Here is a 14,716-nt window from a genome sequence, read left to right as displayed (position 1 = left end):
GCGCGGGGGCAATAACTTCATGATCAACGGGAAAGGCGGGGCGGGGCCGGTGGGGGGCGGGTTAGGCGGCGGAGAAGACGCCTTGGCGGAGGACCGGCACCACATCGGACACGCCCACCTGGACGGCGATGTCGACGTCGGCCTCGAAACCGCCCTCGGTCAGCTCCCGACCGGAGACGCTGCCGCGTACCGCGGCGGGTACGTCCGGGGTGCTGGCCAGCGCGGCGAGCGCCATGGCCGCCTCCACGGAGAGACCGCCCGGCACCCCGGACAGGGCATCCAGCACGCTCGCCGCGCCGAGTTGGTCTTCGACCGAGGGGCGCAGCGACCCGTCCGGCCACCGCTCTCCCGAGGCGACCACGCCGATCGGGGCGTCCGTCGTCCCGTACCCCTGGCGGCGCAGCCAACGCCCGACGGCGCGTGCGTTGCGCAGGCACGCCGCGACCACCGGCAGTCCGGTGGCGCTGGCGGCGGCGCTGATGGCCGAGCCGTTCGGCGAGGGCAGCACCAGGTCCGCGACCACCGGCGCGGCGCTCAACGCGGCGGGTGAGAGCGACCAGGGGTGGTCGGCTGTCACCCGGCGGCGTCCGACCGCCGCGACCGCGCCGACCCGCAGCGCGTACTCGGCGGCCTGCTCACCCCACGGGAAGGGGTGCACCCGCATGCCCCGGGCGACCGCCACCTCCACGGCGGTGGTGAACGAGAGCACGTCCACCACCACCAGCGCCGCGCAGACCCGGCCGAGTTCGGCCGCCCCGGTCAGGCCCCAGTCGAACCTGGCGCCTGACCCGGGCTGGCCGTATACGGCCGCCGCCAACGCCTCAGCGCTCGTCAGGCGACGACTCGGTGGCACCGGACTCAGACTCGGACGGCTGCTCCGACCCGATCGGGTCGACAGCCCCGGTCTGCGGGGACGGGCCGGCCGAGGCGATCGGCTCGGAGAGCACCTCCGCCGGGTCCACCGGCTCGGCCGGGTCGCCCGGCAGCGGCACGGCCTCGACCGCGCCCGCCACGCCGGCAGCCGGGGCGGGCACCTCGGCGACGGCCGGCTCCCCGGTCGCGGCAGCGGCCGGCTCGGACGCCTCGACCGCGGCGGTGCCACCGAAGAGGCGCGGCAGCGTCTCGGTGTGCGCGGCGCGCAGCTCGTCCAGGCTGACCCGGAACTGCCCGTGCACCTCGAGAGCGCCGCCGGACGGGTCGGTGACACCGATCAGCTCGAACGGCACGCCCCGCTCGGCGCAGAGCGCCGCGAACGCCTTGTCGTGGCCACGCGGCACCGACACCAGCGCCCGGGTGGCGGACTCGCTGAACAGGTAGACGAAGGGCATCGAGCCCTCGGCGAACTGCTCCGGCACCGCGATCCGGGCACCGACACCACGCCGCAGGCAGGACTCGACCAGGCTCTGGGCGAGACCACCGTCGGACAGGTCGTGCGCCGAGCTGAGGTGGCCCACCCGGGCGGCCTCGGCCAGGAGGTCGGCCAGCGCCTTCTCGCGGAGCAGGTCGACCTGCGGCGGGATGCCGCCGAGGTGCTCGTGCGTCACCCAGGCCCACTCCGAGCCGGACAGCTCCACGTTCGTCTCACCGAGCAGGTAGAGCTGGTCGTGGTCGCCGCCGGGACGCGGGACGAAGCCCATCGGCACCCGGTCGGCCACGTTGTCCAGCACGCCCAGCACGCCGACCACCGGGGTCGGGTGGATGGCCGCCGCGCCGGTCTGGTTGTAGAAGCTGACGTTGCCGCCGGTGACCGGGATGCCCAGCTCCAGGCAGCCGTCCGCGAGGCCGCGCACGGCCTCGGCGAACTGCCACATCACGCCCGGGTCCTCCGGCGAGCCGAAGTTGAGGCAGTTGGTGACGGCGATCGGCTTCGCGCCGGTCACCGCCACGTTCCGGTACGCCTCGGCGAGCGCCAGCTTGGTGCCGTGGTACGGGTCGAGCCGGGCGTACCGGCCGTTGCCGTCGACCGACAGCGCCACACCGAGCCCGGTCTGCTCGTCGATCCGGATCACGCCGCCGTCCTCCGGCTGCGCGAGCACGGTGTTGCCCAGCACGTAGCGGTCGTACTGCTCGGTGACCCAGGTCTTGTCGGCCAGGTTCGGCGACGCGATCATGCGCAGCAGGGTCTCCCGCAGCGCGTCCGGGTCGGCCGGGCGGGGCAGCGTCTCGGCCCGGTCGGCCTGCAGCAGGATCAGGTCGGCCGGCTCACGCATCGGCCGGGCGTAGACCGGGCCGTCGTCGACGAGCGAACCCGGCGGCACGTCCACGACGAGGTGGTCCCGCCAGGTGATCAGCAGGCGACCCGGGCGGCCGTCCGGCTCCGGTGCGGTGACCTCGCCGATCGCGGTGGCGAGCACGCCCCACTTCTCACAGGTCTTCAGCACCGCGTCGAGCTTGTCCGGCTCGACGACCAGCAGCATCCGCTCCTGGGACTCGCTGGCCAGGATCTCGTGCGGGTCCATCGAGGGCTCGCGCAGCGGGACCCGCTCCAGCCAGACCCGCATGCCGGTGCCGGCCGCCGCGGCGGTCTCGGTGAGCGCGCAGGTCAGCCCGGCGCCGCCCAGGTCCTGGATGCCGACGACGAGCTGGCCGTCGTACAGCTCCAGGCACGCCTCGATCAGCAGCTTCTCCGTGAACGGGTCACCGACCTGCACGGCGGGGCGACGCCCCTCGCTGTCCTCGTCGAAGGTGGCGCTGGCCAGCACCGACACGCCGCCGATGCCGTCCCGGCCGGTCTTGGCGCCCATCAGCACGACCACGTTGCCGGGGCCGGCGGCGGCCTTGTTCTGCAGGCGGTCCACCGGCAGCACGCCCAGGCAGAGCGCGTTGAGCAGCGGATTGCCCTGGTACGACGGGTCGAAGACCAGCTCGCCGCCGATATTGGGCAGGCCGAGGCAGTTGCCGTAGCCGCCGACGCCGGCGACCACGCCGGTGAGCACCCGGGCGGTGTCCGGGTGGTCCGCGGCACCGAAGCGCAGCGGGTCCATGACCGCGACCGGGCGGGCGCCCATCGCGAGGATGTCCCGGACGATGCCGCCGACGCCGGTCGCGGCGCCCTGGTACGGCTCGACGAAGCTCGGGTGGTTGTGCGACTCGACCTTGAAGGTCACCGCCAGCTTGTCGGAGACCTGCACGACACCGGCGTTCTCACCGATGCCGGCGAGCAGGCGGTCGCTCTGCGGGGCCTTCTCACCGAACTGACGCAGATGCACCTTGCTCGACTTGTAGGAGCAGTGCTCGCTCCACATGATCGAGTACATGGCCAGCTCGGACTGGGTGGGTCGACGGCCGAGGATCTGCCGGATCCGGTCGTACTCGTCGTCGCGCAGGCCCAGCTCGGTGTACGGCTGCAACTCGCCCGGGGTGCCGTCGGCACGCGGCACGGTGTCCACGCCGTCGGTCCAGTCGGCGGTCGCCGGCTGCGCGGGAGCGGCCGCCGGGGCGGTGGGCTGCGCCGGCGGCTCGGTCGGTTGCGCCGGGGCGGAGTACGCCTCCGGAGTGTCCCGTACCGGGTCCGGATGGGTGGTCATGACCTCTCCTCGCTGCGCTCGTGCCCGCCGGGCCGGCGGTTGAGCTGACCGATGCTCACGCTGGGGTCCCCACCAGGTGCTTGAGGACCGAGGTGAAGAAGCCGAGGCCGTCCAGCGAGGGGCCGGTGAGCGCCTCCACCGCGTGCTCGGGGTGCGGCATGATGCCGACAACGTTGCCGGCGGGGTTGGTGATCGCGGCGATGTCGCGCTGCGACCCGTTCGGGTTACCGCCGACGTAGCGGGCGACGACCCGACCCTCGGCTTCGAGCTGGTCCAGCGTCGCGGTGTCGGCGACGTAGCAGCCCTCGCCGTTCTTGACCGGGATCAGCACCTCCTGGCCGGCCTGGAACGCGTTGGTCCACGCGGTGCCGGCCGACTCGATGCGCAGGACCTGGTCCCGGTTGCGGAAGTGCAGGTGCTGGTTGCGGGTGAGCGCGCCCGGCAGCAGGTGCGCCTCGCAGAGGATCTGGAAGCCGTTGCAGATGCCGAGCACCGGCAGACCGCCCTGGGCGGCGTCCACGATCGTCTCCATCACCGAGGCGAACCGGGCGATGGCGCCGCAGCGCAGGTAGTCGCCGTAGGAGAAGCCGCCGGGCAGGACGACGGCGTCCACCCCGTGCAGGCTCTCGTCGCCGTGCCAGAGCCGGACCGGCTCGGCGCCGGCGATCCGGACGGCGCGGGCCGCGTCCCCGTCGTCGAGCGAGCCGGGGAAGGTGACCACACCGACCCGGGCGGTCACGAGCGGGCGTCCGCGGTCTCGTCGGTCTCGACCAGGCGGACGGTGAAGTCCTCGATGACCGGGTTGGCGAGCAGCTTGTCGGCGATCTCCCGGGCCCGGTCCAGGTCCGGTTCACCGGTGAAGTCGATCTCGATCCGCCTGCCGATCCGGACTGAGGCGACGTCGCTGACGCCGAGCCGGGGCAGCGCGTTTGCGACGGCCTGGCCCTGCGGATCGAGGATCTCGGGCTTGAGCATGACGTCGACGACGACGCGAGGCACTGGGCACTCCTGACTGTGTACGCAGTTGGGTGCCTACCCACAACGGGCGAGCGCAGCCAGCGTACCTGGCAGATTCCGTCGCGGACGCACCGGCCGGGCGCAGTTCAGGCAGTGATCCACATAACCGGCGGCGAGTGCGCTCCGCCACGCGGGACAGGCCGCCTCAGCAGGGCATATACGGCGCAGCGGGTGGCCGAATCGTTACATAGAACGATCTCGATCAAGTTCTTGAAAACGATCCTCGTCGGCCCTACAGTACATCGACATGGCTCGATGCCAGCGGCAACGGGGACCTCCCGTCGCCGCCACCGGGCACCCGGCGACCCCGGGCCCCATCCCGCCCCAAGGAGTCCAGCGATGCGCGTTCGTCCCCTGCTCGCCCTGATCAGCACGGCGCTGGTCGGCGCCCTCACCGCCCCGACCGGCGCGTCCGCCGCCCCGGCCGGCCCGCAACCCATCATCGGCGGTGGCACCGTGTCGTCCGCGCCCTGGGCCGCCGCCGTGTTCAGCAACGGCTCGTTCACCTGCTCCGGCAGCGTGATCGCCGCGCAGTGGGTACTCACCGCCCGGCACTGCATCAGCGGCACGATGTCCGTCCGGGTCGGCAGCGTCTACCGTGCCTCGGGCGGGGTGACCCGTACCGTCAGCGCCACCTACACCCGTAACGACCTGGCCCTCATGCGCCTCTCCAGCACCGTCAGCACCTCGACGGTCTCCCTGGCCAGCAGCAACCCGCCGGTCGGCTCGACCAACTCGATCTACGGCTGGGGCATGACCTGCTACAGCGGCTGCTCCGCGTCCAGCCAGCTCAAGACCGCGACCGTCCAGGTGACCAGCACCAACGTCACCGACGCGTACGGCGGTCAGGCCATCCGCAGCACCCGGATCAACGGCAACGCCTGGCGGGGCGACTCCGGCGGTCCGCAGTTCTACAACGGTCAGCAGGTCGGCGTCGCCTCCACGGCCGACGGCTACAACATCCAGAACTACGGCAGCGTCGCGTACAACCGGGCCTGGATCACCTCGGTGGCCGGTGTCTGACGGTTAGCGCCCGTGCGGCGCGGATGGTCGGCTGCGCGCCGGCCGTCCGCGCCGCGCCGTTTTGCAGCATCCGATCAGGTGAACACGCCACCCGATCGGGTCGCGCCACTCCTGACAGCATCGGAAACGTGCTGGTCGTGACGACAGAGCAACTGCCCGGCTACGAGATCCGCCAGATTCTCGGTGAGGTGGTGTCATCGATGGCCAGGACGCGCAACCCGTACCGCGAGGGGGTCAAGAACCTGCGCGGTGGCGCGTACGACCCGATGGCCCCGGACAACCTGACCCGGTGGCGTACCGACTCGGTGACCCGCCTCGGCGAGGAGGCCCTGCGGCTCGGCGCGAACGCCGTGATCGGCATGCGCTTCGACAGCCGGGACTGCGGCGAGATGTGGATGGAGATCTGCGCGTACGGCACGGCGGTCGTCGCCGTACCCACGATGCCCGAGACCATGCCGCCCGACCAGCCGGCGGTGGCGGCGGAAACCGCCACCGACCCGGCCTTCGCGGAGTCCCTGGGCGGCATCGCCGAACCCGCAAGCGCCCCGAACCTGAGAACAGCCGCCGAAACCCCCACCGGCGAATGACCCCGTTGATCAAGAGGTTCGCGTCACCAGGGAGATCAGATTTGACGCGAACCTCTTGATCAACTAGAGAAAGCGAAGGGGGTCAGAGGATGGGGGGTGGGGTGTAGGTGGCGGCGTCGGAGTGGGTTTCGACGACCTTGGTGATTCTGCGGGTTACCGACTCGACCTGGGACTTTGCCGCTCCTACGAAGGCGGTGCGGTCGGCCACCAGGGTGTCGATGTCGGCGCGGGACAGGCCGAGGCGGCCGTCGGCGGCCAGGCGGTCGAAGAGATCGTTCTCCGGGGCGCCCTTCTCGCGCATGGCCAGCGCCACCGCCACCGCGTGCTCCTTGATCACCTCGTGGGCGACCTCCCGGCCGACGCCACGCCGGACCGCCGCCACCAGGATCTTGGTGGTCGCCAGGAAGGGCAGGAAGCGCTCCAGCTCCCGGTTGATCACCGCCGGGTACGCGCCGAACTCGTCGAGCACCGTCAGGAAGGTCTGGAACAGCCCGTCGGCGGCGAAGAACGCGTCCGGCAGGGCCACCCGGCGGACCACCGAGCAGGACACGTCCCCCTCGTTCCACTGGTCGCCGGCCAGCTCGCCGACCATCGACAGGTAACCCCGGATGATCACCGCGAAGCCGTTCACCCGCTCGGACGAACGGGTGTTCATCTTGTGCGGCATGGCGCTGGAACCGACCTGGCCCGGCTTGAAGCCCTCGGTGACCAGCTCCTGCCCGACCATCAGGCGGATCGTCGTGGCCAGCGACGACGGGGCGGCGGCGGTCTGCGCCAACGCGGCCAGCACGTCGAAGTCCAGCGAACGCGGGTAGACCTGCCCGACGCTGTCCAGCACCCGCGAGAAGCCCAGGTGCTCGGCGACCCGGCGCTCCAGCTCGGCGACCTTGTCGGCGTCGCCGTCGAAAAGGTCGAGCTGGTCGGCGGCCGTGCCCACCGGGCCCTTGATGCCGCGCAGCGGATAGCGGGCGATCAGCTCCTCCAGCCGGTCGTACGCGATGAGCAGCTCCTCCGCCGCCGACGCGAAGCGCTTGCCCAGCGTGGTGGCCTGCGCCGCCACGTTGTGCGAGCGGCCGGTCATGACCAGCTCGGAGTGCTCGTACGCGAGCCACGCCAGCCGGGCCAGGGTCGCCACCACCCGGTCCCGGATCAGCTCCAGCGAGGCGCGCACCTGAAGCTGCTCGACGTTCTCGGTGAGATCCCGCGAGGTCATCCCCTTGTGCACGTGCTCGTGCCCGGCCAGCGCGCTGAACTCCTCGATGCGGGCCTTCACGTCGTGCCGGGTGACCCGCTCCCGCTCGGCGATCGACGCCAGGTCGACCTGGTCGAGCACCCGCTCGTACGCCTCGACCACCCCGTCCGGGACGGCCACGCCCAGGTCACGCTGCGCGCGGAGCACGGCGAGCCAGAGCCGCCGTTCCATCCGGACCTTCTCCTCGGGCGACCAGAGGGCGACCAACTCGGGCGAGGCGTACCGGTTGGCGAGCACGTTCGGGATCGTCGTCACGTACCTCATTGTCCCGCACCCGTTGAGCAGCCCGGGAAGGAGGGCCGGCAGGGCTCAGCGTTCCAGGATCGCCGTCACGCCCTGGCCACCGGCCGCGCAGATGGAGATCAGCCCACGTCCGCTGCCCTTGGCAGCCAGCAGCTTGGCCAGCGTGGCCACGATCCGTCCGCCGGTGGCGGCGAACGGGTGCCCGGCGGCCAGCGACGAGCCGTTCACGTTGAGCCGGTCGGTGTCGATCGCGCCCAGCGGGGTGTCCAGGCCGAGCCGGTCCTTGCAGAACTCCGGCGACTCCCAGGCGGCGAGGGTGGCCAGCACCTGCGAGGCGAACGCCTCGTGGATCTCGTAGTAGTCGAAGTCCTGCAACGTGAGCCCCGCCCGGGCCAGCATCCGGGGCACGGCGTACGCGGGGGCCATCAGCAGGCCCTCGTCGCCGTGCACGAAGTCGACGGCCGCCGTCTCGGACCAGCTGAACCAGGCCAGCACCGGCAGGTGGTGCGCGGCGGCCCACTCCTCGCTGGCCAGCAGCACGGTGGACGCGCCGTCGGTGAGGGGTGAGGAGTTGCCGGCGGTCATGGTGGCCTGCTCGGCGTCCGGGCCCCGGGTGCCGAAGACCGGCTTGAGCGCGCCGAGCTTCTCCAGGCTGGTGTCCGGGCGCAGATTCTGGTCGCGGGTCAGCCCCAGGTACGGCGTCATCAGGTCGTCGAAGAAGCCCCGGTCGTACGCGGCGGCGAGCCGCTGGTGCGAGCGCAACGCCAACTCGTCCTGGGAGCGCCGGTCGATCTGCCAGCGCAGGGCGGTACGGGCGGCGTGGTCACCCATGGAGAGGCCGGTACGCGGTTCGGCGTTGCGGGGGATGTCCGGCTTGAACGGCTGGAGCGGGCGCAGCTTCGCGGCGATCTTCAGCCGTTGGCCGACCGTCCGGGCGGAGTTGAGTTTGAGCAGCGTACGACGCATGTCCTCGTTGACCGCGAGGGGCGCGTCGGAGGTGGTGTCGACACCGCCCGCGATGCCCACGTCGAGCTGACCGAGGGCGATCTTGTTGGCGACGAGGATCGCCGCCTCCAGGCCGGTGCCGCAGGCCTGCTGGATGTCGTACGCCGGGGTGTGCGGGTCGAGCCGGGACCCGAGCACCACCTCGCGGGTCAGGTTGAAGTCGCGGGAGTGCTTGAGCACCGCCCCGGCCACCACCTCGCCGACCCGCTGCCCGGCCAGCCCGTACCGGGCGATCAGACCATCCAGCGCCGCGCCGAGCAGGTCCGCGTTGGACGCGTCGGCGTAGCGGGAGTTGGAACGGGCGAAGGGGATGCGGTTGCCCCCGATGACCGCGACCCTCCGGATGCTCTGCACGATCCGCCTCCTCGCGAGTGTTGCTCGAACCTTACTCGCCAGTAGGCTACGCCCATGACCGACAGGTACGCGAGCTTCGTCCAATCGGCCGCCGGCCGCACGCTGGTGAAGCGTCTCGGGCTGCCCGATCCGCCGCGACTGCGCCGACACCAACCCGGCGACCCGCTGCTGCCCGGGCCCGCGCTGCTCGGCGCGGCCGACGGCGGCCGGCTCGCCGAGCCGGTCAGCACGATCCTGACCGCCGCCGGGGTCGAGCTGCGCGACACCGGCGCGGTCGCCGCCGAGGACCGCTTCGGTGCCCTGGTGTACGACGCCACCGGCATCACCGACTCGACCCAGCTCCGCCAGCTCTACGACTTCTTCCACCCGCACGCCCGCGCCCTGCTGCCGAGCGGACGGGTGATCGTGCTCAGCACCCCGCCGCAGGAGTGCCCGACCCCGCGCGCGGCGACCGCCCAGCGGGCCCTGGAAGGGCTGGTCCGCAGCATCGGCAAGGAGTTCGGCCGGGGCACCACCGCCCAGCTCGTCCACGTGGCGCGCGACGGCGACACCACCAGCCTCGAATCGACCCTCCGGTTCCTGCTATCCGGGCGGTCCGCGTACGTGTCGGGGCAGGTCGTCCGGGTCGGCACCGGTACGGCGACCGCCCCGGCCGACTGGGACCGTCCGCTGGACGGGCAGGTCGTACTGGTCACCGGGGCGGCCCGGGGCATCGGTGCGGCCCTGGCCAAGGTGCTCGCCCGCGACGGCGCCCAGGTGGTCGCGCTGGACGTCCCGGCGGCCGGGGACGCGCTCGCCGCGGTGGCGAACGACATCGGCGGTACGGCGGTGCAGCTCGACCTGACCGCCCCGGACGCGCCGACCCGGCTCGCCGACCACCTGGCCGGCCGGCACGGACGCGTCGACGCGGTGGTGCACAACGCCGGCATCACCCGGGACAAGACGCTCGGCCGGATGGACGCCGACCGGTGGGACCAGGTCATCGACGTCAACCTGTCCAGCCAGGAGCGGATCAACGACGTGCTGCTGGAACGGGAGTTGATTCCGGCCGGCGGCCGCATCATCGGGGTGTCCTCGATCGCGGGGATCGCCGGCAACCGGGGACAGACCAACTACGCCACCAGCAAGGCCGGCGTGATCGGGCTGGTCGACTCGCTCGCCCCGAGCCTGCGCGAGCGGGGGATCAGCGTCAACGCGGTGGCCCCGGGCTTCATCGAGACCCGGATGACCGCCCGCATCCCGCTCGTCGTCCGGGAGGCGGGCCGGCGGATGAACAGCCTGGCCCAGGGCGGGCTGCCGGTCGACGTGGCCGAGACGATCGGCTGGCTGGCCTGGCCGGCGAGCGGCGCGATCAGCGGCAACGTGGTCCGCGTCTGCGGCCAGAGTCTGCTGGGGGCGTGATGGCCCGCAAAAGAGAGCCGGACGATGACCTCTCGGTCCACGATCTGATCGAGGGCCCGACCGAGATCCTGTCCCGCGAGACGCTGGACGCGGCTCGCCGGCCGGGGGCCGCCGACGCCGATCCGGGCGTCGAGCGGACGCACGACCTGAGCGCGGCGGCGGCCGAGGTGACCACCGACCTCAGCGGGCCGGCGGCGGAGGTGACCACCGACCTCAGCGGCCACGGACCGGCCGGCACGGGTGGCCGGGAGCGCGTCGAGTTGACCCGGATGCCGGCACCCGGGGCGCTCTACCGGCGGGCCGTGCTCAGCGCGCTGCCGGGCCTCGGTCGGGGACGTCGTGGGAACGACCTGCCGGCGCTCGAGTTCGCCGTGCGCGGCGTGCGGGTCGACCGGTCCCACCTGGCCGACTACGACCGGGTCTGCGGGTTCCGGCTCACCGACCGGCTGCCCGGGACGTACCCGCACGTCCTGGGCTTTCCGCTGGCCCTGCGGCTGATGACCGCGCCGGGCTTTCCCATCGCGCTGACCGGCGTGGTGCACGTCGGCAACCGGATCACCGTGCACCGGCCGATCAGCGCCGACGAGACCATCGACTTCACGACGTACGCCCAGGACCTGCGCCCGCACGACCGGGGGCGGCAGGTGGACGTGGTGCTGGTCGGCTCGGTCGACGGGGAGGAGGTCTGGCGGGGCGTCTCGACGTACCTGGGTCGGGAGCGCACACCCGGCGGACGCGAGCGCGGCGAACGTTCGTGCCCGCCCACGGCCACCGCCAGGTGGCGGGTCGAACCCCGGGTGGGCACCGCGTACGCGCGTGTCTCCGGGGACCACAACCCGATCCACACCTCCCGGCTCGGCGCGCGGCTGTTCGGCTTCCAGCGGCCGATCGCGCACGGCATGTGGAGCAAGGCGCGCTGCCTCGCCGCACTCGAGACGCGGTTGCCGGACGCCTACACCGTCGAGGTCGCCTTCAAGCTGCCCGTGCCGCTGCCGAGCACGGTGAACTTCGCCCTCCTGCCCGACGACGGGTTCGCCCTGCACGACTCGCGCGGGCGGCCGCACCTGGTGGGTCTCGTGCGCTGACGCGTCCCTGCCGACCCGGGGGTTGGCAGGGACGCACGTCTACGCTAGGTTGTTCTCACAGCGAGATGTTCTCAGAATGAGAGTGACATGGTGGACGAGCAGGAATTCCTGGCCGCGTACGACCCCCGGGACTATCCGGCGGTCGCGGTGACCGTCGACGTGGTGGCGCTGACCATCCGCGACGGCGAGCTGCACCTGCTGCTGATCCGGCGCGGCGAGGCGCCCTTCGCGGGGCACTGGGCACTGCCCGGCGGCTTCGTCCGCCCCGAGGAGGATCTGAGCGCCGCCGCCCGACGGGAGCTGGCCGAGGAGACCGGGCTCGGCGGCGAAGGGCTGGCCCGCGTACACCTGGAGCAGTTGGGCAGTTACGGCGCTCCCGACCGTGACCCGCGGATGCGGGTCGTCTCGATCGCGCACCTCGCGTTCGCTCCCGACCTGCCGGATGCGGCGGCCGGCACCGACGCCGACGAGGCGAGCTGGCTGCCGGTGACGGCGCTGACCAACCGGCAGCTCGCCTTCGACCACGGCCGCATCATCGACGACGCGCTGGAGCGGGCCCGGTCCAAGCTGGAGTACACCCCGCTGGCCACCCGTTTCCTCGCCGCCGAGTTCACCATCGGCGAGCTGCGGGCGGTCTACGAGACGGTCTGGGGTGACCCGCTGCACGCCGGCAACTTCCACCGCAAGGTGCTCTCCGTGCCGGGCTTCGTGGAGAGCACCGGCGCGAGCACCGAACGCGGCGGCGCGCGGGGTGGTCCCCGGGCCCGGCTCTACCGGGCCGGCGACGCCCGGCTGCTGCACCCGGCGCTGCTGCGACCGGCCCGCGAGGAGACGGTGCGATGAGGACCGCCGAGGCCATCGACCTGGTCACGGCCGCGCGCACCGACGCCGACCTGTTCGGCACCGACCAGCCGGCCCGCCGCTACCGCGAGCTGGTCGCGGCCCTGCACCCCGACCGGCTGCCGACAGACCCGGGGGTACGCGCCGAAGCCCTCGACGCGTTCGTCCACGTCACGACCCGGTGGCAGGCCCGGCGGACCACCGTCCTCGGCGACTACCGGCTCGGCCCGCCGGCTCACTCGGGGGACCTGGCCGACCTTTACGACGTGGGCGACGACCGGCTGCTCAAACTCCCCCGCCGGCCCACCGACAACGACCTGATGGCCCGTGAGGCACACGCCCTGCGCACCATCGCCGAGCGCGGCGACCCGCGCTACCTGCCGTACGTGCCGCGGCTGGTCGACGAGTTCCCGCACCGCGACTCGGCGACCGGCGCCGAACGGCGGATCAACGTGCTGGCCACCGCGCCCGGCCTGCACGACCTCGACGCGGTACGGCGCGCGTACCCCGACGGGTTGGACGCCCGGGACGCGGCCTGGATGTGGCGGCGGCTGCTGGTGGCGCTCGGCCTGGCCCACCGCGCGGGCATCGTGCACGGCGCGGTCCTGCCACGGCACGTGCTGATCGAGCCGGACGCCCACGGCGTGGTGCTCGTCGACTGGTGCTTCTCGGCCCCGACCGGCGGCACGATCCCGGCGCTCGTGCCCGGCCACGAGGACTGGTACCCGCCGGAGGTGCTCCGGAAGCGGCCCTGCGGACCGGGCACCGACATCGCGCTGGCCAGCCGGTGCATGAGCTGGCTGATGGGGCCCCGTACCCCTCGTGAGCTGCACGCCTTCGCGCAGGGCTGCCGGCAGGACGCGCTGAACGCCCGACCCGACGACGCCTGGGCCCTGCTGCGCGAACTCGACCAGGTGCTGGACCGCCTCTACGGGCCACGCACCTTCCGACCCTTCACCCTCACTTCCTAAGGAGCTGTCATGGGCAGTGGAACCTGGTCCACCGACGTGTACGACGCCGCCGACCGCTACCGGCGCGCCGCCGGCCGCAGCGCGTTCTCCTACAGCGACAGCGGGGCGCGGACCGTGCACCCCGCGCTCGACCCCCGGGACGCGACCCGGGAGAGCCGCGACTCCGCCGAACACCCCCGCTCGACGCCCGTCGCGGTGCTCTTCGACGTGACCGGCTCGATGCTCAAGGTGCCGCGCGTGCTGCAGACCAAGCTGCCGCAGCTGCTCGGGCTGCTGCAACGGCAGGGCTACGCCAGCGACCCGCAGATCATGTTCGGCGCGATCGGCGACGCCACCTGCGACCGGGTGCCCCTGCAGGTCGGTCAGTTCGAGTCGGACAACCGGATGGACGACGACCTCGGCCGGATCGTCCTCGAAGGCGGTGGCGGCGGGCAAATGAGTGAGTCGTACGAGCTGGCTCTGTACTTCATGGCCCGGCACACCGTCACCGACAACTGGGAGAAGCGCGGCCGTCGCGGCTACCTGTTCGTCATCGGCGACGAGTTGGCGTACGAGCGGGTGAAGGCCCGGGAGGTGGCCGGCCTGATCAGCGACGGCCTCACCGAGGACGTGCCGCTACGGCAGGTCGTCGACGAGGTGACCCGACGGTGGGACACCTACTACCTGCTCCCCGCCGGTAGCAGTCACGCCGGCAACTCGAAGGTGCTCGACTTCTGGCGGGACCTGCTCGGGCAGAACGCCGTGGTGCTCGACGACCTGGACGCGGTCTGCGAGACCATCGCCCTCGCCATCGGCCTCGGGGAGCAGGCCATCGACCTGGACGAGGGCCTGCGCCACCTGGACCGCGCCGGCTCGCGCGCCACCGGCACCGTGTCGAAGGCGCTGGCCCGGCTCGGTCGGGGTCGGCGGGCCGAGGTGTCGACGCTGCCGGCGTTCCGCGACACCACGGGCGGGGTGACGAGGCTGTGAGGCACGTGGCGGTGGTCGACCTCGGGTACGGCGACGCGGGCAAGGGCACGGTCGTGGACTGGCTCTGCGCCACCCGCCCGGTGCACACGGTGGTCCGCTTCAACGGGGGCGCGCAGGCGGCACACAACGTCGTGCTGCGCGACGGGCGGCACCACACGTTCGCCCAGTTCGGGGCCGGCACGTTCCACCCCGGCGTCCGGACGCACCTGTCCCGGCAGGTGGTGGTGGACCCGCTGGCGCTGGCCGCCGAGGCCGACCATCTCGCCACCGTCGGGGTGCCCGACGCGCTGGACCGGCTGACCGTCGACGCCGAGGCGCTGCTCGCCACGCCGTACCACCGGGCCGCCAATCGGGCCCGCGAGATCGCCCGGGGCGCCGACCGGCACGGCTCCTGCGGGCTGGGGGGGGGGGGGGGGGGGGGGGGGGGGGGGGGGCGGCCCCC

14 protein-coding genes are annotated in these 14,716 nt (G+C 72.7%); 8 read left to right on the top strand and 6 right to left on the bottom strand.

The features are described from left to right. Positions 1–61: 61 nt before the first annotated feature. Genes AC3EN4_RS31395 through purS form a run of 4 tightly spaced genes read right to left on the bottom strand, consistent with a single transcriptional unit; the run spans position 62 to position 4,526 of the window. Positions 62–817, bottom strand: coding sequence for a 2-phosphosulfolactate phosphatase (locus AC3EN4_RS31395; RefSeq protein ID WP_435210130.1), 756 nt, complete (start codon positions 815–817; stop codon positions 62–64). A 4-nt stretch (positions 818–821) separates the two neighbouring features. Further along, entirely contained in the window at positions 822–3,527 is a 2,706-nt protein-coding gene (gene purL / locus AC3EN4_RS31390; RefSeq protein WP_435210129.1) for a phosphoribosylformylglycinamidine synthase subunit PurL, read from the bottom strand. Positions 3,528–3,582: 55 nt separating this feature from the next. Continuing rightward, on the bottom strand, positions 3,583–4,266 hold the full coding sequence (gene purQ, locus AC3EN4_RS31385; protein ID WP_435210128.1) for a phosphoribosylformylglycinamidine synthase subunit PurQ: 684 nt from the start codon (positions 4,264–4,266) through the stop codon (positions 3,583–3,585). After that, positions 4,263–4,526 (bottom strand): phosphoribosylformylglycinamidine synthase subunit PurS, encoded by a 264-nt coding sequence (purS, locus tag AC3EN4_RS31380; RefSeq protein ID WP_007454310.1) that lies wholly within the window; start codon positions 4,524–4,526, stop codon positions 4,263–4,265. The genes purQ and purS overlap by 4 nt, the downstream gene beginning before the upstream one ends. A gap of 357 nt (positions 4,527–4,883) precedes the next feature. Between purS and AC3EN4_RS31375 the strand changes: the two genes are divergently transcribed. Then, on the top strand, positions 4,884–5,567 hold the full coding sequence (locus AC3EN4_RS31375; protein ID WP_435210126.1) for a S1 family peptidase: 684 nt from the start codon (positions 4,884–4,886) through the stop codon (positions 5,565–5,567). A 23-nt stretch (positions 5,568–5,590) separates the two neighbouring features. After that, a complete protein-coding gene (locus tag AC3EN4_RS31370; protein ID WP_435210125.1) occupies positions 5,591–6,154 on the top strand; it encodes a YbjQ family protein in 564 nt (187 codons plus the stop codon). A gap of 82 nt (positions 6,155–6,236) precedes the next feature. Here AC3EN4_RS31370 and purB read toward each other — a convergent pair whose 3' ends face one another. Next, positions 6,237–7,661, bottom strand: coding sequence for an adenylosuccinate lyase (gene purB / locus AC3EN4_RS31365; protein ID WP_435210124.1), 1,425 nt, complete (start codon positions 7,659–7,661; stop codon positions 6,237–6,239). Between the two features lie 54 nt (positions 7,662–7,715). Continuing rightward, the gene (locus AC3EN4_RS31360; protein ID WP_435210122.1) at positions 7,716–9,008 is read right to left on the bottom strand and encodes an acetyl-CoA C-acetyltransferase; all 1,293 of its coding nucleotides are present in this window, start codon (positions 9,006–9,008) and stop codon (positions 7,716–7,718) included. A gap of 54 nt (positions 9,009–9,062) precedes the next feature. On the opposite strand from AC3EN4_RS31360, the gene AC3EN4_RS31355 reads away from it, so the two are divergent. The 6 genes from AC3EN4_RS31355 to AC3EN4_RS31330 all read left to right on the top strand — a co-directional run. Then, the gene (locus AC3EN4_RS31355) at positions 9,063–10,409 is read left to right on the top strand and encodes a 3-oxoacyl-ACP reductase (RefSeq protein ID WP_435210120.1); all 1,347 of its coding nucleotides are present in this window, start codon (positions 9,063–9,065) and stop codon (positions 10,407–10,409) included. Continuing rightward, positions 10,409–11,494, top strand: a complete 1,086-nt coding sequence (locus tag AC3EN4_RS31350) for a MaoC/PaaZ C-terminal domain-containing protein (RefSeq protein ID WP_435210118.1) — start codon at positions 10,409–10,411, stop codon at positions 11,492–11,494. Before AC3EN4_RS31355 ends, AC3EN4_RS31350 begins: the two co-directional genes overlap by 1 nt. A gap of 87 nt (positions 11,495–11,581) precedes the next feature. Continuing rightward, entirely contained in the window at positions 11,582–12,337 is a 756-nt protein-coding gene (locus tag AC3EN4_RS31345) for an NUDIX hydrolase (RefSeq protein ID WP_435210117.1), read from the top strand. After that, complete coding sequence (locus tag AC3EN4_RS31340; protein ID WP_435210115.1) at positions 12,334–13,305, top strand: serine/threonine protein kinase; 972 nt, start codon at positions 12,334–12,336, stop codon at positions 13,303–13,305. The genes AC3EN4_RS31345 and AC3EN4_RS31340 overlap by 4 nt, the downstream gene beginning before the upstream one ends. A 9-nt stretch (positions 13,306–13,314) precedes the next feature. After that, positions 13,315–14,274 (top strand): hypothetical protein, encoded by a 960-nt coding sequence (locus AC3EN4_RS31335; protein WP_435210113.1) that lies wholly within the window; start codon positions 13,315–13,317, stop codon positions 14,272–14,274. Continuing rightward, positions 14,271–14,716, top strand: a 446-nt coding sequence (locus AC3EN4_RS31330) for an adenylosuccinate synthetase (protein ID WP_435210112.1), incomplete at its 3' end; no start/stop codon positions are given. The genes AC3EN4_RS31335 and AC3EN4_RS31330, both read left to right, overlap by 4 nt.

The sequence above is a fragment of the Micromonospora sp. bgisy143 genome (assembly GCF_057708145.1).
This window is presented reverse-complemented; position numbering and strand designations above follow the sequence as displayed.